The following is a 16771-nucleotide window of genomic DNA, read 5'->3' on the forward strand; positions in this document are numbered from 1 at the left end:
CGATGCGACAGAGCGTACTTTTTGCTACAGCGTTTGCCACCCTTGTCTCCACCAGCGCGTTTGCCGCTGACCTGCCGGGTAAAGGCATTACCGTGCAGCCGGTGCAGAGCACCATTTCGGAAGAGAGCTTCCAGACCCTGATCGTCAGCCGCGCGCTGGAGAAGCTGGGCTATACGGTCAATACGCCGAGCGAAGTGGATTACAACGTGGGCTACACCTCGATTGCCTCCGGTGACGCCACCTTTACCGCGGTGAACTGGCAGCCGCTGCACGACGACATGTATGCCGCCGCCGGTGGCGACAAGAAATTCTATCGCGAAGGCACCTTCGTGACGGGTGCGGCTCAGGGTTATCTGATCGACAAGAAAACCGCGGATAAGTATCACATCACCAATATTGAACAGCTGAAAGATCCGAAGATCGCCAGACTGTTCGACACTAACGGTGACGGCAAGGCCGACATGATGGGCTGCTCGCCGGGCTGGGGCTGTGAAGCGGTGATTAACCACCAGAACAAAGCGTTCGATCTGGCGAAAACCGTCGACGTGAGCCACGGCAACTATTCAGCGATGATGGCCGACACCATTGCCCGCTTTAAAGAGGGGAAACCGGTGATCTACTACACCTGGACACCGTACTGGGTGAGCGACGTGCTGAAGCCGGGTAAAGACGTGGTGTGGCTGCAGGTACCGTTCTCCTCCCTGCCGGGCGAGCAGAAAGATATCGACACCAAACTGCCGAACGGCATGAACTACGGCTTCCCGGTGAACACCATGCATATCGTGGCTAATAAAGCCTGGGCGGAGAAAAACCCGGCGGCGGCGAAGCTGTTCTCGGTGATGAAGCTCCCGCTGGCGGACATCAACGCCCAGAATGCGATGATGCACGCGGGCAAATCCTCTGAGGCGGATGTGAAAGGCCACGTGGACGGCTGGATCAAAGCTCACCAGCAGCAGTTTGACGGCTGGGTGAAAGAGGCGCTTGAAGCGCAGAAGTAAAAACAACACCCCTCACCCTAACCCTCTCCCCGAAGGGGAGAGGGGACTTTATACACCCTCTCCCCTTCGGGGAGAGGGCCGGGGTGAGGGGCTCAAACCGCACCCAACCCAAACCGCACAAACACACACATAACAATCCCCCAACATTCACAATCATTGGTTATTATAGTTTCCGGAAAAATAATCACTTAACTAACGATTCCTGAAACCAATGACGAAAACAACTCAGGGGCTTAGTCCCGCACTCATCCTTTTGATGTCCGTGGCAACGGGTCTGGCAGTCGCCAGCAACTATTACTCGCAGCCTCTGCTCGATACTATCGCCCGCGCGTTTGTCCTTTCCGCCAGCTCGGCAGGCTTTATCGTCACCGCCGCACAGCTTGGCTACGCCGCCGGGCTGCTGTTCCTGGTGCCGCTCGGAGATATGTTTGAACGCCGGATGCTGATTGTTTCGATGACGCTTCTGGCCGCAGGCGGCATGCTGATCACCGCCAGCAGCCAGTCGCTGGCGATGATGATTGTCGGCACCGCGCTAACGGGACTGTTTTCCGTCGTCGCGCAAATTCTGGTGCCCCTCGCGGCAACCCTTGCCTCCCCGGAAAAACGCGGCAAGGTGGTGGGTACCATTATGAGCGGCCTGCTGCTCGGGATCCTGCTGGCGCGTACCGTTGCCGGGCTGCTGGCAAGCCTCGGCGGCTGGCGCACCGTTTACTGGGTGGCGAGCGTATTGATGGTGGTGATGGCGCTGGCGCTGTGGCGCGGGCTGCCGAAGGTGAAGCAGGAGAACCACCTGAATTACCCGCAGCTTCTGGCCTCCGTGTTTAGCCTGTTCACGCAGGATAAACTGCTGCGCACCCGCGCTCTGCTGGGGTGTCTAACCTTCGCTAACTTCAGCATTCTCTGGACGTCGATGGCATTTCTGCTCGCCGCACCGCCGTTTAACTATTCAGAAGGGGTGATTGGTCTGTTCGGCCTGGCCGGTGCCGCCGGTGCATTGGGCGCGCGCCCGGCAGGCGGGCTGGCCGACAAAGGCAAATCGCATATCACCACGACCGCCGGACTGGTTTTGCTCCTGCTCTCCTGGGCGGCTATCTGGTATGGACACATCTCGGTGCTGGCGCTGATCGTCGGTATTCTGGTGCTGGATCTCACCGTACAGGGTGTGCATATCACCAACCAGACCGTGATTTACCGCGTGAAGCCCGAGGCGCGTAACCGCCTCACGGCCGGATACATGACCAGCTACTTCATTGGTGGGGCAGCAGGTTCGTTAATTTCGGCGTCGGCATGGCAGCACGCCGGCTGGTCAGGTGTGTGCGGAATTGGCGCAATCGTCGCCGCGCTTAACCTTGTTGTGTGGTGGCGCGGCTACCATCGTCAGGAAGCAATTCACTAAGTTTTACATTGCTTTGGGCCTCTTAGGGTGTAAAGGGGCCCGGCAGTCTGTTAATGTAAACGTAATCATTTATCCCAGAAATTTTAATGTGGGTGACATATCTACAATTGGCATGAATAGTTCAGACCCCCGTCCTCACATCCTCTCTTCAGCGGGTTCATACCCTACGCTTTCTGTGCTCACCGGGTCACGGACTTACCCGGCGCTTTCTGATGGTGGCATTCATTTGGCGGATATAACCGCACAAATAATCCATTTACATTATTTGTCACCATCGTTACTATATCGGCTGTAATTAATGAGGTTATGCCCAAAATGGATAGTTCGTTTACGCCCATTGAACAAATGCTTAAATTCCGCGCCAGTCGTCATGAGGACTTCCCGTATCAGGAGATCCTGCTGACCCGCCTGTGCATGCACATGCAGGGTAAACTGCTGGAAAATCGTAATAAAATGCTGAAAGCTCAAGGGATTAACGAGACGTTGTTTATGGCGTTGATTACGCTGGAGTCTCAGGAAAACCACAGTATTCAGCCTTCTGAGCTGAGCTGCGCGCTGGGATCGTCCCGTACCAATGCGACCCGTATTGCTGATGAGCTGGAAAAGCGCGGCTGGATTGAGCGCCGTGAAAGCGATAACGATCGCCGCTGCCTGCATCTGCAATTGACCGATAAAGGTCACCAGTTCCTGCGTGAGGTGCTGCCACCTCAGCACAATTGCCTGCACAAACTCTGGTCTGCCCTCAGCACCGCCGAGCGCGACCAGCTTGAGCACATCACTCGCAAGCTGCTCACCCGTCTGGACCAGATGGATGAAGAAGGCGCAGTTCTTGAGGCGCTGCGCTAACGCGACGACACGCTCAACAATCCAGATTTATAAAAGAAAACCGACAGGCCAGCACGTCACACTGCTGGCCTTTCTGACAACAGGTCGGCTCAGCCGATGTGAAAATAAGAAGATCGTGGAGAACAACAATGAGCGCAAATGCGGAGAGCACTACCCCGCAGCAACCGGCCAACAAGAAAGGCAAACGTAAAAGTGCCCTTCTTCTGTTGACCTTGCTCTTTATTATTATTGCCGTGGCATATGGGATCTATTGGTTTTTAGTATTGCGTCATGCAGAAGAGACTGACGACGCATACGTGGCAGGGAACCAGGTACAGATTATGGCGCAGGTGTCGGGCAGCGTGACGAAAGTCTGGGCTGACAATACCGACTTTGTGCAAAAAGGCGATGTGTTGGTGACCCTCGATCCAACCGATGCCCAGCAGGCCTTTGAGAAAGCCCAGACCGCGCTGGCCTCCAGCGTCCGTCAGACCCGCCAGCTGATGATCAACAGTAAGCAGCTGCAGGCCAACATCGACGTGCAGAAAACCGCGCTGGCGCAGGCGCAGAGCGACCTGAACCGCCGCGTTCCGCTCGGCACCGCCAACCTGATTGGCCGTGAAGAGCTGCAGCACGCGCGCGACGCGGTTGCCAGCGCTCAGGCACAGCTTGACGTGGCCATTCAGCAGTACAACGCCAACCAGGCGATGGTGCTCGGCACCAGCCTGGAAAACCAGCCCGCCGTGCAGCAGGCGGCGACCGAAGTGCGCAACGCGTGGCTTGCCCTGCAGCGTACTAAAATCGTCAGCCCGATGACCGGTTACGTCTCCCGCCGTTCCGTCCAGCCAGGAGCGCAGATTAGCCCAACCACGCCGCTGATGGCGGTCGTGCCGGCAGACAACCTGTGGGTAGACGCTAACTTTAAAGAGACGCAGCTTGCCCATATGCGTATCGGCCAGACCGCGACGGTCGTCAGCGACATCTACGGCGATGACGTGAAGTACACCGGGAAAGTGGTTGGCCTGGATATGGGGACCGGCAGCGCCTTCTCCCTGCTGCCTGCGCAGAACGCCACCGGTAACTGGATCAAAGTGGTTCAGCGTCTGCCCGTGCGTATCGAACTGGATGCCAAACAGCTGGCGGATCACCCGCTGCGTATCGGCCTCTCAACGCTTGTGACGGTCGATACCGCCAACCGCGACGGTCAAATCCTCGCAAGCCAGGTGCGAAGCACGCCGGCTTATGAAAGTAACGCCCGTGAAATTAGCCTCGATCCGGTCAACAAGCTGATCGATGACATCGTGAAGGCAAACGCCGGTTAATCCGAAGGTGAGCGTTATGCAACAGCAAAAGCCGCAAAAACCGCTGGAAGGCGCGCAGCTGGTCATTATGACCATCGCGCTGTCGCTGGCGACATTCATGCAGGTGCTGGACTCCACCATCGCAAACGTGGCGATCCCAACGATCGCCGGTAACCTTGGCTCGTCGCTGAGCCAGGGGACCTGGGTCATTACCTCGTTTGGGGTGGCAAACGCCATCTCCATTCCGATCACCGGCTGGCTGGCGAAGCGCGTCGGTGAGGTGAAGCTGTTCCTCTGGTCGACAATCCTGTTCGTGCTGGCCTCCTGGGCGTGCGGCATGTCCAGCAGCCTGACGATGCTGATCTTCTTCCGCGTCATTCAGGGGATTGTCGCCGGGCCGCTGATCCCGCTGTCCCAGAGTTTGCTGCTGAACAACTATCCGCCTGCCAAACGCTCCATCGCGCTGGCGCTGTGGTCGATGACCGTGATTGTCGCGCCGATTTGCGGGCCTATCCTCGGCGGCTATATTAGCGATAACTACCACTGGGGCTGGATCTTCTTCATCAACGTGCCCATCGGTGCGCTGGTGGTGCTGATGACGCTGCAGTCTCTGCGCGGTCGCGAAACGCGGACCGAACAGCGGCGCATTGACGGCATCGGGCTGGCGCTGCTGGTTGTCGGCATCGGTAGCCTGCAGATCATGCTCGACCGCGGTAAAGAGCTGGACTGGTTTGCCTCTACGGAAATCATCGTGCTGACGGTGGTCGCCGTGGTCGCCATTAGCTTCCTGATTGTCTGGGAGCTGACGGACGATAACCCGATAGTCGATCTCTCGCTCTTCAAATCGCGAAACTTCACCATCGGCTGTCTGTGTATCAGCCTCGCCTATATGCTCTACTTCGGCGCGATTGTTCTGCTGCCGCAGCTGCTGCAGGAGGTGTACGGTTATACCGCGACCTGGGCGGGGCTGGCGTCTGCACCTGTCGGGTTAATACCGGTTCTGCTGTCGCCGATTATTGGCCGCTTTGCCCATAAGCTCGACATGCGCAGGCTGGTGACGTTCAGCTTCATTATGTACGCCGTGTGCTTCTACTGGCGCGCGTATACGTTCGAACCGGGAATGGACTTTGGCGCCTCCGCGTGGCCGCAGTTCATTCAGGGCTTTGCCGTGGCGTGCTTCTTTATGCCGCTGACCACCATTACGCTCTCCGGCTTGCCGCCCGAGCGCATGGCGGCAGCATCGAGCCTGTCGAACTTCACCCGTACGCTGGCGGGCTCTATCGGGACGTCGATCACCACCACGCTGTGGACCAACCGTGAATCGATGCACCATGCCCAGCTGACCGAAGCGGTGAACCCGTTCAACCCTAACGCTCAGCAGATGTACAGCCAGCTTGAGGGGATGGGGATGACGGAGCAGCAGGCCTCCGGCTGGATTGCCCAGCAGATCACTAACCAGGGGCTGATTATCTCGGCGAACGAGATTTTCTGGATATCGGCGGGGATCTTCATCGTCCTGCTGGGGCTGGTGTGGTTTGCTAAACCGCCGTTTGGCGCCGGTAGCGGCGGCGGTGGCGCGCACTAATTCGCGTTGTCCAGAACGCGACAGCGATTGTCAGTTTCGATAAAGCAGCGCTCCTGAAATCAATTCACGATAGTGAAAAGACAACAGGAGCGCATCATGCTGAACACACCCGCCGACAAATACCAACCCTATCCCACCGTTTCATTGCCCGACCGTCGCTGGCCGGAGCAACGCATCACCCGCGCGCCGCGCTGGCTCTCGACCGACTTACGCGACGGCAACCAGGCGCTTGCCGAGCCGATGGACAGCGCGCGCAAGCTGCAGTTCTGGGACCTGCTGCTGGGTTGCGGGTTTAAAGAAATAGAGGTGGCCTTCCCGTCCGCCTCGCAGACCGACTTCAACTTTGTGCGCCAACTGATCGAAGAGAACCGCATCCCGGATGACGTCACGATTCAGGTGTTAACTCAGGCGCGGGAAGATCTCATTCATCGCACTTTCGAATCCCTGCGTGGCGCGAAGCAGGCGACCATCCACCTGTATAACGCCACCGCCCCGCTGTTCCGCCGCCTGGTATTCGGCATGGAGAAAGCGCAGATCGTTGAGCTGGCCACGCGCGCCACGCGCCTTATCCGCCAGCTGTGCGAAGAGAACCCGGATACCTGCTGGCAGTACGAGTACTCCCCGGAAACCTTCTGCTTTACCGAGCCGGAGTTTGCGCTGGAGATTTGTGAAGCCGTGGCGGAGATCTGGCAGCCGTGCGATGCGCGTCCGATGATTATCAACTTACCCGCCACCGTCGAGGTCAGCACGCCAAACGTCTATGCCGACCAAATTGAGTATTTCTGTCGCCACTTCAGCCGCCGCCGCGACGTCTGCATCAGCGTGCATCCGCATAATGACCGAGGTACCGGCGTTGCCAGCGCCGAGTTGGCCGTAATGGCGGGCGCGGACCGCGTGGAGGGCTGCCTGTTCGGCAACGGTGAACGCACGGGCAACGTCTGTCTGGTGACGCTGGCGATGAACCTCTACAGCCAGGGCATTAGCCCGAATCTGGATTTCAGCGACATGAACCGGGTGGTGGAAACAGTGGAAACCTGCAATCAGCTGCCGGTGCACCCGCGCCATCCCTGGGCAGGACGGCTGGCCTATACTGCTTTCTCCGGCTCGCACCAGGATGCCATCAAGAAAGGCTTTGATGCCCGCAGGCCTGGCGATCGCTGGGAGATGCCCTATCTGCCCGTCGATCCACAGGATATCGGCTGCACCTACGAAGCGGTGATCCGCGTGAACAGCCAGTCAGGAAAAAGCGGCAGCGCGTGGCTTATCGAGCAAAATCATGGGCTGAAACTGCCCCGCGCCCTGCAGCAGGATTTCAGCCAGCACGTGCAGCAGGAAACCGACCGCCACGGAAAAGAGATGACGCAGAACGCGCTTTGGCAGCTGTTCCGCACCCGCTACGGGCTGGTGACCACGCCGCAGTTTGCGCTGCAATCCTACCGCAGTGACGGCCAGCAGGATGGCCAGCTGCGGCTGACGGCAAGCGTCGTCACGCAGAGGGGAACCCGTCAGCTGGAGGGTCAGGGTAACGGGCTGCTCTCCGCTGCCGCTCAGGGTTTAAGCCGCTGGGTCAACGCGCCGTTTGTGATTAAGGATTATCACGAGCATACGCTGGGTGAACGCAGCGACAGCCGCTCGGTGGCCTATATTCGCTGCCTGTTCCAGGACGGCACCAGCAGCTGGGGCGTGGGCATTGACAGCGACGTGGCGCGCGCGTCGCTTCAGGCTCTGTTTAACGCGGTTAGTCGTTCTTAAAGTAATCGCTGGGTGAAAGGCCCATCACCCGGCGGAACATTGCCGTAAAGGCGCTGTGGCTGCCGTATCCAAGATCCAGCGCCACGCGTAATACCGGCTGGCCCTGCGCCAGCCGCACTAAGGCTTCCAGCAGACGCGCCCTTCTCAACCACTCGCCGTAGCTTAATCCCGTTTGCTGCTGAAAATGGCGGTTCAGGGTGCGCTCGCTCATGCCCAGCAGGCTCGCGCTCTGTTGACCGCTCCAGCTTTCACCTGGTGACTGACGGACCTGCCGACACAGCTGGCGTAACGCTTCACTTTCCGGCTCCGGCAGGTGAAACGGCAGCACCGGCATAGTGCGAATTTCATCCAGAATGAGCTCATAGACGCGCTCATCCCGGCTTCCCGGTGAGTACGATTCAGGTAAAGTAAGGGAGACGAGGATAAGCTCGCGCAACAGCGGTGCGATCTGCACGATCTGGCAGGTGGCCGGGAGATCGGCCCGCGCCAGCGGATCGACAAACAGCGTTCGCGCTGCAACGTTGCCGGTGATGCGAAGCGAGTGCTGTGTTCCCGCCGGTAGCCAGACGCCGCGCCCGGGAGGAACAACCCAACAGCCTGATGCCGTATCGACCCGCACGACGCCCGTCAGGCTGTGCAGCAGCTGTGCGCAGTCGTGCTCGTGCCACGGCTCGCTGTCGCCGTGAACGTAATCATGGGCAAACGGAACGAGGGGACGATGGGTAAAGGAGAACGTAGAGGTTGTGGTCATGGGGTTAAACCACCCTCACCCTACCCTCTCCCGGTGGGAGAGGGAAAAGGTGCACTAGATGTGCAGCTCCTGCAGTTTTTCTTTTGGCAGGGCCAGCTCTTCGTTGCTGTTCACGCGAACATCACGCTCGATGATGTGACGGGCAATGTCCTGCGCTTCTTCCAGAGAGTGCATCTGGTAAGTTCCGCACTGGTAAACGTTCAGCTCAGGGATTTGGTTCTGCTCTTTCACCTTCAGCACGTCTTCCATGGCCGCTTTCCACGCATCGGCGACGCGTTTCTCTTCCGGCTGACCAATCAGGCTCATGTAAAAGCCGGTACGGCAGCCCATCGGAGAAATGTCGATGATCTCAACGCCGTTGCCGTTCAGGTGGTCACGCATGAAACCGGCGAACAGGTGTTCCAGAGTGTGAATGCCTTTCTCCGGCATCACTTCTTTATTCGGCACGCAGAAGCGCAGATCGAAGACGGTGATCGTGTCGCCGTGCGGGGTGTGCATGGTCTTCGCCACGCGGACTGCAGGTGCTTCCATACGGGTATGGTCGACAGTAAAGCTATCTAATAACGGCATACGTCACCTCCGATAGTGATTTTTTTAAAATAAACTGAACTCTTCTACAGAACGCGCGTCTGAGTATATGAAAGACGCGCATTTGTTATCATCATCCCTGAATTCAGAGATGTATATTTTGGCCACAGCGATGTGGCCTTTTTCTTTTCTGCTTAAGCCTGCTTCGCCAGAAACGCCTCAAACGACTCGGTATCCGCCGCTTCAACCTCTGTCTGACGCACAACGGACGCCTCGCGTTCCGCGACAAAATCCGCTTCGCTCAGCACTTCTAACGGCTCCTGCATCAGCATCTCACGGTACTCCGCTGAGAGTGAACGCCCCGTGCCGCCAATGCCCTGATCAATCATAGAACGCAGAATGCGCGCAGAGAACGTCAGTTCCGGATTATCAAAACTTTCCACCAGCTGGTCGCAGATCTGTTGATACGCGTCGCCGCCGTCGATGCTGTCCATTGTCCGGGCAACACGCTTCAGGTCGTGGAACAGATCTTTACCCACCTTAGCCAGCGGGAACTGCGCCGTTTCGCAGCCAATGCCTAACGTCAGGCCAGGCTTGCGCCCTTCCAGAATTACGCGGTTCCAGTTCGTGCGCGTACAAAGCAATTCATCTGAACTCATTTCCGGCGCATCCGCCAGCGCGCACCAGACCATAAACAGATCCAGGAAGCGAACCTGCTGCTCGTCAACGCCAATCGGTGAGAACGGGTTGATGTCCAGCGAGCGCACTTCAATGTATTCAATGCCGCCGCGCTGCAGCGCATCCGACGGCGTTTCTCCGCTGCGCGTCACGCGCTTCGGACGAATTGGCGCATACAGTTCGTTTTCAATCTGCAATACGTTACTGTTGATTTGCAGGCGCTTTCCGTCTTTTTCGAGGCCGATTTTCGCGTACTCTTCCGACGGGGTTTTGATCGCCCGCTTCAATCCTGCCACATATTCGTGCAATTCGTTAAACGTAATACCGAGATTGCTTTGCGATTTATTGGTATAGCCCAGATCGCTCATGCGCAGAGAAGTCGCGTACGGGAGATAGTACATTCCGCACTCCGTCTTTTCGAACGGCAGCGTGGTCGGTTTCCCCTGCAGGAACGATGAGCAAATGGCAGGCGACGCGCCAAACAGATACGGAATCACCCAGCCGAAACGGTAATAGTTGCGGATCAGACGGAAATAACCGGCGGAGATCGCTTCTTTATCCGTTTCTCCCCCCTTCGCCTGCCAGAACGCCATCGGCAAAGAGAAATTGTAGTGCACGCCAGAGATAGTCTGCATGAGTGCGCCGTAGCGATTTTTCAGACCTTCGCGATAGAGCGTTTTCAGCCGGCCAATGTTTGACGTGCCGTACTGCGCCAGCTCAATCTCCTGGCCCTGCTCGATATAGCACGGCATGCTGAGCGGCCACATGCGCTCATCGCCAAGATTGCGCGCAGTGTAGCGATGGATGTCGCGCAGGATCGTCAGCATATGATCGATATCGCCGTCCACCGGCGTAATGAACTCCAGCAGCGCTTCAGCGAAATCGGTTGTGATCCATTTATGTGTCAGCGCCGAGCCTAACGCCTTCGGGTGACCCGTCGTCGCTAAGCTACCGTCCGCGTTAACGCGCAGCGTTTCACGCTCAAGACCACGCTGAATACCCTTCAGAGCCTGAGGGTGGTTTTCCAGCCAGGCCAGCGCCTGAGATACGTCCGGGATCAAATTGACCTCCCGCCTGTCAAAGTAATGTTACTCAGCATAATTGTAATGGTTGACGATTGAAGGTCGCGTATTCATTCCACCAATTAGTGCCACCACGTCATACCCTGTAGTGTTGCCCACGCCACGAGAACATAGCGCAACGCCTTGCCAAGGCACAAAAAAAAGAGCACCGGTCCCCAGGAGATGCGCATCCATCCCGCCAGCAGACACAGTAAATCGCCTATTACAGGCATCCAGCTTAATAACAGCGTGGCAGCGCCATAGCGTTTTAGCCAGCCGACTGCCTTTTCCTGCCAGCGCGACTTTTCGCGCAGCGGAAAGAAACGCCCAAGAATAACGTTAGTCAGCCCTCCAAGGCTATTACCCATTGTTGCTATTAATACAAGCAGCCAGGGCTGACTGACGCCGGACAACAGCATCGCCACCAGCACCACTTCCGAATTTCCCGGTAACAGCGTGGCGCTTAGAAAACTGCTGGCGAATAATGAGGCAAGTGACAGCGCGTCACTCACAGCAAGCGCACATCCACCGCATCCATTCCGGCATCACGCGCGGCCTGAATACCGAAATCGGCATCTTCAAACACGACGCATTTTGCCGCCGGTACGCCCATTAATTCTGCGCAGAGCAGAAAGGTGTCCGGTGCGGGCTTGTGATTTTTAACATGATCGGCGGCAACCACGGCAGAAAAATAGTGGCGCAGGCCAAGATGGTTGAGCAACGCTTCTGCTATCGCGCTCTCGCTGCCCGTACCGACAGACATCGGGCGACGCCCGTGCCACTCTTTTACCACATCAATCAGTGGCAGAGGGCGTACGGTATCTAAAAGCATGGCTTTTACCGCATCGGTTTTTTCACGCGCGAGAAGGTGTGGGTCGAGATCGGCCTGATTCAGTTCAATCACGGCCTGCGCAATACGCCAGGTAGGGGATCCGTTGAGGGCAATCATCGCCTGAAGGTCGAAACGCATGCCGTAGCGACCAAGGACCTCGGTCCAGGCTTGACGATGCGTGGGTTCGGTATCCAGGATGGTGCCATCCATGTCGAAGATCAAACCGTCATACTGTGCGTACATCGTGCTCTCGCTAAACGATTAACAAAGCATTACTTTATCGTAAAAGGTGGTTTTTGTCGCTGATTGCGAAATGATAACAACGAGAGTGATTAAGAACTAAACATCGAAGGGAAAGGCAGAAGAGATGGTGCATCCGGGAGGATTCGAACCTCCGACCGCTCGGTTCGTAGCCGAGTACTCTATCCAGCTGAGCTACGGATGCATCGGGAAATGCTTTTAGAAACAGTAAATGGTGCATCCGGGAGGATTACTCGGCTGCGCCTCGCCCTGCAGGCCGTTGCTGAAGCAACGTTATCCTCCCTGGTACTCGCGATTAACTCGCAGACCTTGAAACAACAGCGTGGCTATTATCTCGGAGAATATGGTGCATCCGGGAGGATTCGAACCTCCGACCGCTCGGTTCGTAGCCGAGTACTCTATCCAGCTGAGCTACGGATGCATCAGGGTACTGCTTTCAGAAATAGTAAATGGTGCATCCGGGAGGATTCGAACCTCCGACCGCTCGGTTCGTAGCCGAGTACTCTATCCAGCTGAGCTACGGATGCATCGGGATTTACTACTGTACTGCTCGATATTCATATCACTTCTAAAGCAATATGAAGTAATAGATGGTGCATCCGGGAGGATTCGAACCTCCGACCGCTCGGTTCGTAGCCGAGTACTCTATCCAGCTGAGCTACGGATGCAAAATGGCGGTGAGGCGGGGATTCGAACCCCGGATGCAGCTTTTGACCGCATACTCCCTTAGCAGGGGAGCGCCTTCAGCCTCTCGGCCACCTCACCACACAACGCCTCTTTCGAGTGCTTCGAGTTACTCGTTAAGAGCTTCTCGTCGCTGCGTGGCGCATATATTACTTTCTGGGACTTATAAGTCAAACAATTTTCCAAAAGCTTTTATCGTTTGCACAAATCACACGCAATTCGCATGTAAAAGCCGCAAAGAGGGTGTTTTATAAGCGGATTTTGCAGGCAACGCCACAGAAAACATCTGACGAAATGGCGGTGTTGAGACGAGTTAAGGGCAACGTAGTGGTTAAAAAGAGAGCGATTGAAATTAAACGGTAACTTTAAGCAGGAAAAATAGCGGGAGGGTTGCGTCTCGCCCGACAGCGAGACGCGACAATATCAGTAACTGGACTGCTGGGATTTTTCAGCCTGGATACGCTGGTAGATCTCTTCACGGTGGACAGATACTTCTTTAGGAGCGTTAACACCAATACGTACCTGGTTACCCTTTACCCCTAAAACTGTCACGGTGACCTCATCCCCAATCATGAGGGTCTCACCAACTCGACGAGTCAGAATCAGCATTCTTTGCTCCTTGAAAGATTAAAAGAGTCGGGTCTCTTGTATCCCGGCATTATCCATCATATAACGCCAAAAAGTAAGCGATGACAAACACGTAAAGTGTAAGCAGTCACGGCATCACATTCTGTTAAACGTAAGTTTAGCCGATATACACAAACTCAACCTGACTTTATCGTTATCGATAGCACAGTGAACAAGACGCCATAACGTTACCGCTATGGCGTCTGATTGTGCTTTGTAGTTATTACAATTTCGCGCTCACCCAGCTTTCAACGCTGGCTAATGCTGCAGGAAGTGCCGCCGCATCCGTACCACCGGCTTGCGCCATGTCCGAACGACCGCCACCCTTACCGCCCACCTGCTGGGCGACCATACCAATCAGTTCCCCTGCTTTAACGCGGTCGGTCACATCCTTAGAGACGCCCGCAATCAGAGAAACCTTACCTTCTGCCACCGTCGCCAGCACGATAACCGTTGAACCAAGCTGGTTCTTCAGATCGTCGACCATAGTACGCAGCATCTTAGGCTCCACGCCCGCCAGATCGCTGACCAGCAGTTTGACGCCCTTAATGTCTACCGCTTTGCTGGAGAGGTTTGCACTCTCCTGCGCCGCAGCCTGTTCTTTCAGCTGCTGAAGTTCTTTTTCCAGCTGACGGGTACGATCCAGCGCAACGCGCACTTTCTCGCTCAGGTTCTGGCTATCGCCTTTCAGCAGCTGCGCGATGTCGTGCAGCTGATCGCTCTGCGCATGCAGGCTGGCGATTGCGCCTTCACCGGTTACCGCTTCAATACGACGCACACCTGCCGCCGTACCGGATTCGGAAACAATGCGGAACAGGCCGATGTCACCGGTGCGCGAGGCGTGAGTACCGCCGCACAGCTCGGTAGAGAAGTCACCCATGCTCAGCACGCGAACGCGCTCGTCATATTTCTCGCCAAACAGCGCCATCGCACCTTTTTTCTTCGCGTCCTCAAGATCCATGATGTGGGTCTCGATTGGCAGGTTACGACGGATCTGCGCGTTCACCAGGTCTTCCACCGCGCGGATTTCAGACGGTTTCATCGCTTCAAAATGCGAGAAGTCGAAACGCAACACCTTGTCGTTAACCAGAGAACCTTTCTGTGCAACGTGGGTGCCCAGCACGTCGCGCAGAGCAGCGTGCATCAGGTGGGTTGCAGAGTGGTTCAGGCGAATACGCGCGCGGCGTGCTTCATCAACGTTAGCCTGTACGCCCTCGCCCACTTTCAGAGAACCGGAAACCAGTTTGCCCTGGTGACCAATCGCCTGACCGTATTTCTGGGTGTCGCTTACGCTGAAGCTAAAGCCGTTGCCTTTCAGTTCGCCTTTATCGCCAACCTGGCCACCGGATTCCGCATAGAACGGGGTTTTGTCCAGAATGACGACGGCTTCCTGGCCCGCGCTGATGCTGTCTACGGCTTTACCGTCAACAAACAGGGCGGTCACTTTGCCGGTCAGTTCCAGCGCTTCATAACCTTTAAATTCAGACGCGCTATCAACGCGGATCATCGCGTTGTAGTCTGCACCGAAACCGCTGGATTCACGCGCACGGCGACGCTGCTCTTCCATCGCGGCTTCAAAGCCTGCTTCATCAACCTTGATGTTGCGCTCGCGGCAAACGTCCGCCGTCAGGTCAACCGGGAAGCCGTAGGTATCGTACAGGCGGAAAGCGGTTTCGCCGTCCAGCGTGTCGCCCTTAAGCTTCGCCAGCTCTTCGTCCAGCAGCGCCAGGCCGCGCTCCAGCGTACGGGCAAACTGCTCTTCTTCGGTTTTCAGAACCTGCTCAACCTGCGCCTGCTGGCGTTTCAGCTCGTCACCGGCTGAACCCATCACGCCAATCAGCGGCCCAACGAGTTTGTAGAAGAAGGTGTCTTTCGCGCCCAGCATGTTGCCGTGACGGATCGCACGACGAATGATGCGACGCAGCACGTAGCCACGGTTTTCATTCGACGGAATAACGCCGTCAGCAATCAGGAACGCACAGGAACGAATATGGTCTGCGATAACGCGCAGCGATTTGTTGTTCAGATCGGTCGCGCCGGTCACTTCTGCAACGGCTTTGATCAGGGTGCTGAACAGGTCAATCTCGTAGTTGGAGTTAACGTGCTGCAGAACCGCGGCGATACGCTCCAGGCCCATACCGGTATCAACGGACGGCTTCGGCAGCGGCTCCATGGTGCCGTCAGCCTGACGGTTGAACTGCATGAAGACGATGTTCCAGATCTCAATATAGCGATCGCCGTCTTCTTCCGGGCTACCTGGAGGGCCGCCCCAGATGTGGTCGCCATGATCGTAGAAGATCTCGGTGCACGGACCGCAAGGACCGGTATCACCCATCTGCCAGAAGTTATCAGACGCATATGGCGCGCCTTTGTTATCACCGATGCGAATAATACGCTCGCGCGGGATACCGACCTCTTTTTCCCAGATTTCGAACGCTTCGTCATCGGTTTCATAGACGGTAACCCACAGACGCTCTTTCGGCAGGTTGAACCAGTTTTCACCGGTTAACAGTTCCCACGCATATTGAATGGCATCGTGTTTGAAGTAGTCGCCGAAGCTGAAGTTACCCAGCATTTCGAAGAAGGTGTGGTGACGCGCGGTGTAACCGACGTTTTCCAGGTCGTTGTGTTTACCGCCCGCACGCACGCAACGCTGTGAGGTTGTAGCGCGGGAATAATTACGCTTGTCGAGACCAAGGAACACATCCTTGAACTGGTTCATCCCGGCGTTGGTAAACAGCAGAGTCGGATCGTTGTTCGGTACCAGGGAGCTGCTGGCAACAACCTGGTGTCCCTTACTATGGAAAAAATCGAGAAACGCCTGACGGATCTCAGCGGTGCTCTTGCTCATAATTATCCTGAAATCAAGCTAACGAAATGTCGTAGCCAGCCTGTATCGGTAAACCGTTGGACAGACCAGCTACTGGAAAAAGTGGGAATAAGATAAGTTTTCTTTAGTGGGAAGTAAAATCCCGCATGCGTTCAATCGGCAAAATTACGCCAGATATCCTGAATATCTTCCATCAGAAAGCCGCGGTAGAGCAAAAAGCGCTGGATTTTGACTTTTTCTGAAAATTCACGCGGCAGCGGTTCGCCGTATTTACGAATAGCCTGCTCTTTTGCCAGCTCGCACCAGTCGGTGTCGCTTTCGCGCATCGCTTTTTCGATGGACTCCCTGGCTACCCCTTTCTGGTTCAGCTCCTGCCGGATGCGCGCGGGCCCATACCCTTTACGGCCGCGGCTGGCGAGAAAGCGCGAGGCAAAGCGGTCATCGTCCAGGTAATGATGCTCATAGCACCAGGCCACCACGCGGTCGTAGTCTTCCGCAGTGGCATCAATCTCTTCCGGCCCGTTTTTGCTCATGACGGGCGCTGACAGCTTCCGCCGCAGCTCCTGCTCACTGTGGTCGCGCACGGCGAGAATGCGTACCGCACGGTCCAGCAAGCGCGCGTAGGCGGGTCGGCGTGATGTCGGTTCACTCATAAAAAACCT

The 16771-nt window shown here is 56.4% G+C and carries 14 protein-coding genes and 5 tRNA genes; 6 read left to right on the top strand and 13 right to left on the bottom strand.

Going from position 1 to position 16771, the window contains the following annotated elements:
• Nucleotides 1-2 precede the first annotated feature (2 nt).
• The 6 genes from proX (at nt 3) to leuA (ending at nt 7857) form a co-directional block, all read left to right on the top strand.
• Nucleotides 3-998 carry a glycine betaine/L-proline ABC transporter substrate-binding protein ProX gene (proX, locus tag ACR42C_RS17665; protein ID WP_139784221.1) on the top strand — a complete coding sequence of 332 codons (996 nt, stop codon included), beginning with the start codon at nt 3-5 and terminating at the stop codon, nt 996-998.
• Between the two features lie 211 nt (nt 999-1209).
• Nucleotides 1210-2394 (top strand): MFS transporter, encoded by a 1185-nt coding sequence (locus ACR42C_RS17670; RefSeq protein ID WP_479984389.1) that lies wholly within the window; start codon nt 1210-1212, stop codon nt 2392-2394.
• Between the two features lie 315 nt (nt 2395-2709).
• The gene (mprA, locus tag ACR42C_RS17675) at nt 2710-3240 is read left to right on the top strand and encodes a transcriptional repressor MprA (protein WP_061099626.1); all 531 of its coding nucleotides are present in this window, start codon (nt 2710-2712) and stop codon (nt 3238-3240) included.
• A gap of 128 nt (nt 3241-3368) precedes the next feature.
• Nucleotides 3369-4541, top strand: coding sequence for a multidrug efflux MFS transporter periplasmic adaptor subunit EmrA (gene emrA / locus ACR42C_RS17680; protein ID WP_061097297.1), 1173 nt, complete (start codon nt 3369-3371; stop codon nt 4539-4541).
• Between the two features lie 16 nt (nt 4542-4557).
• The gene (emrB, locus tag ACR42C_RS17685; RefSeq protein WP_163330118.1) at nt 4558-6105 is read left to right on the top strand and encodes a multidrug efflux MFS transporter permease subunit EmrB; all 1548 of its coding nucleotides are present in this window, start codon (nt 4558-4560) and stop codon (nt 6103-6105) included.
• Between the two features lie 96 nt (nt 6106-6201).
• Nucleotides 6202-7857, top strand: a complete 1656-nt coding sequence (gene leuA, locus ACR42C_RS17690) for a 2-isopropylmalate synthase (RefSeq protein WP_192984386.1) — start codon at nt 6202-6204, stop codon at nt 7855-7857.
• Here leuA and ACR42C_RS17695 read toward each other — a convergent pair.
• The 13 genes from ACR42C_RS17695 to recX form a co-directional block, all read right to left on the bottom strand.
• Nucleotides 7844-8608 (bottom strand): AraC family transcriptional regulator, encoded by a 765-nt coding sequence (locus tag ACR42C_RS17695; protein WP_163330116.1) that lies wholly within the window; start codon nt 8606-8608, stop codon nt 7844-7846. The two genes, leuA and ACR42C_RS17695, sit on opposite strands and share 14 nt — an antisense overlap.
• 54 nt (nt 8609-8662) lie before the next feature.
• On the bottom strand, nt 8663-9178 hold the full coding sequence (gene luxS / locus ACR42C_RS17700; protein WP_014884972.1) for an S-ribosylhomocysteine lyase: 516 nt from the start codon (nt 9176-9178) through the stop codon (nt 8663-8665).
• Nucleotides 9179-9330: 152 nt separating this feature from the next.
• Complete coding sequence (gene gshA / locus ACR42C_RS17705) at nt 9331-10875, bottom strand: glutamate--cysteine ligase (protein WP_479984390.1); 1545 nt, start codon at nt 10873-10875, stop codon at nt 9331-9333.
• Between the two features lie 83 nt (nt 10876-10958).
• Nucleotides 10959-11387, bottom strand: coding sequence for a YqaA family protein (locus ACR42C_RS17710; RefSeq protein ID WP_008499541.1), 429 nt, complete (start codon nt 11385-11387; stop codon nt 10959-10961).
• Entirely contained in the window at nt 11384-11950 is a 567-nt protein-coding gene (gene yqaB, locus ACR42C_RS17715) for a fructose-1-phosphate/6-phosphogluconate phosphatase (protein ID WP_116343828.1), read from the bottom strand. Before yqaB ends, ACR42C_RS17710 begins: the two co-directional genes overlap by 4 nt.
• Before the next feature lie 125 nt (nt 11951-12075).
• Nucleotides 12076-12152 (bottom strand) — tRNA-Arg (locus ACR42C_RS17720).
• Nucleotides 12153-12312: 160 nt separating this feature from the next.
• Nucleotides 12313-12389, bottom strand: a tRNA-Arg gene (locus ACR42C_RS17725).
• Between the two features lie 29 nt (nt 12390-12418).
• Nucleotides 12419-12495 (bottom strand) — tRNA-Arg (locus ACR42C_RS17730).
• 64 nt (nt 12496-12559) lie between these two features.
• Nucleotides 12560-12636 (bottom strand) — tRNA-Arg (locus ACR42C_RS17735).
• Nucleotides 12637-12640: 4 nt separating this feature from the next.
• Nucleotides 12641-12733, bottom strand: a tRNA-Ser gene (locus ACR42C_RS17740).
• Nucleotides 12734-13075: 342 nt separating this feature from the next.
• Nucleotides 13076-13261 carry a carbon storage regulator CsrA gene (gene csrA / locus ACR42C_RS17745; RefSeq protein ID WP_000906486.1) on the bottom strand — a complete coding sequence of 62 codons (186 nt, stop codon included), beginning with the start codon at nt 13259-13261 and terminating at the stop codon, nt 13076-13078.
• Nucleotides 13262-13502: 241 nt separating this feature from the next.
• A complete protein-coding gene (gene alaS / locus ACR42C_RS17750; protein WP_479984391.1) occupies nt 13503-16130 on the bottom strand; it encodes an alanine--tRNA ligase in 2628 nt (875 codons plus the stop codon).
• Nucleotides 16131-16261: 131 nt separating this feature from the next.
• Nucleotides 16262-16762: a recombination regulator RecX gene (gene recX / locus ACR42C_RS17755; RefSeq protein ID WP_028014188.1), complete on the bottom strand. Its 501-nt coding sequence runs from the start codon at nt 16760-16762 to the stop codon at nt 16262-16264.
• Between the last annotated feature and the right edge of the window lie 9 nt (nt 16763-16771).

The organism is Enterobacter sp. MG-EB028, from assembly GCF_056673305.1.

Bases quoted from the DNA above. Each gene is read 5' to 3' on its own strand.
- ACR42C_RS17695 (WP_163330116.1), bottom strand. From the start codon at position 8,608: ATGACCACAACCTCTACGTTCTCCTTTACCCATCGTCCCCTCGTTCCG.
- emrB (WP_163330118.1), top strand. From the start codon at position 4,558: ATGCAACAGCAAAAGCCGCAAAAACCGCTGGAAGGCGCGCAGCTGGTC.
- emrA (WP_061097297.1), top strand. From the start codon at position 3,369: ATGAGCGCAAATGCGGAGAGCACTACCCCGCAGCAACCGGCCAACAAG.
- proX (WP_139784221.1), top strand. From the start codon at position 3: ATGCGACAGAGCGTACTTTTTGCTACAGCGTTTGCCACCCTTGTCTCC.
- leuA (WP_192984386.1), top strand. From the start codon at position 6,202: ATGCTGAACACACCCGCCGACAAATACCAACCCTATCCCACCGTTTCA.
- csrA (WP_000906486.1), bottom strand. From the start codon at position 13,261: ATGCTGATTCTGACTCGTCGAGTTGGTGAGACCCTCATGATTGGGGAT.
- luxS (WP_014884972.1), bottom strand. From the start codon at position 9,178: ATGCCGTTATTAGATAGCTTTACTGTCGACCATACCCGTATGGAAGCA.
- mprA (WP_061099626.1), top strand. From the start codon at position 2,710: ATGGATAGTTCGTTTACGCCCATTGAACAAATGCTTAAATTCCGCGCC.
- alaS (WP_479984391.1), bottom strand. From the start codon at position 16,130: ATGAGCAAGAGCACCGCTGAGATCCGTCAGGCGTTTCTCGATTTTTTC.
- recX (WP_028014188.1), bottom strand. From the start codon at position 16,762: ATGAGTGAACCGACATCACGCCGACCCGCCTACGCGCGCTTGCTGGAC.
- yqaB (WP_116343828.1), bottom strand. From the start codon at position 11,950: ATGTACGCACAGTATGACGGTTTGATCTTCGACATGGATGGCACCATC.
- ACR42C_RS17670 (WP_479984389.1), top strand. From the start codon at position 1,210: ATGACGAAAACAACTCAGGGGCTTAGTCCCGCACTCATCCTTTTGATG.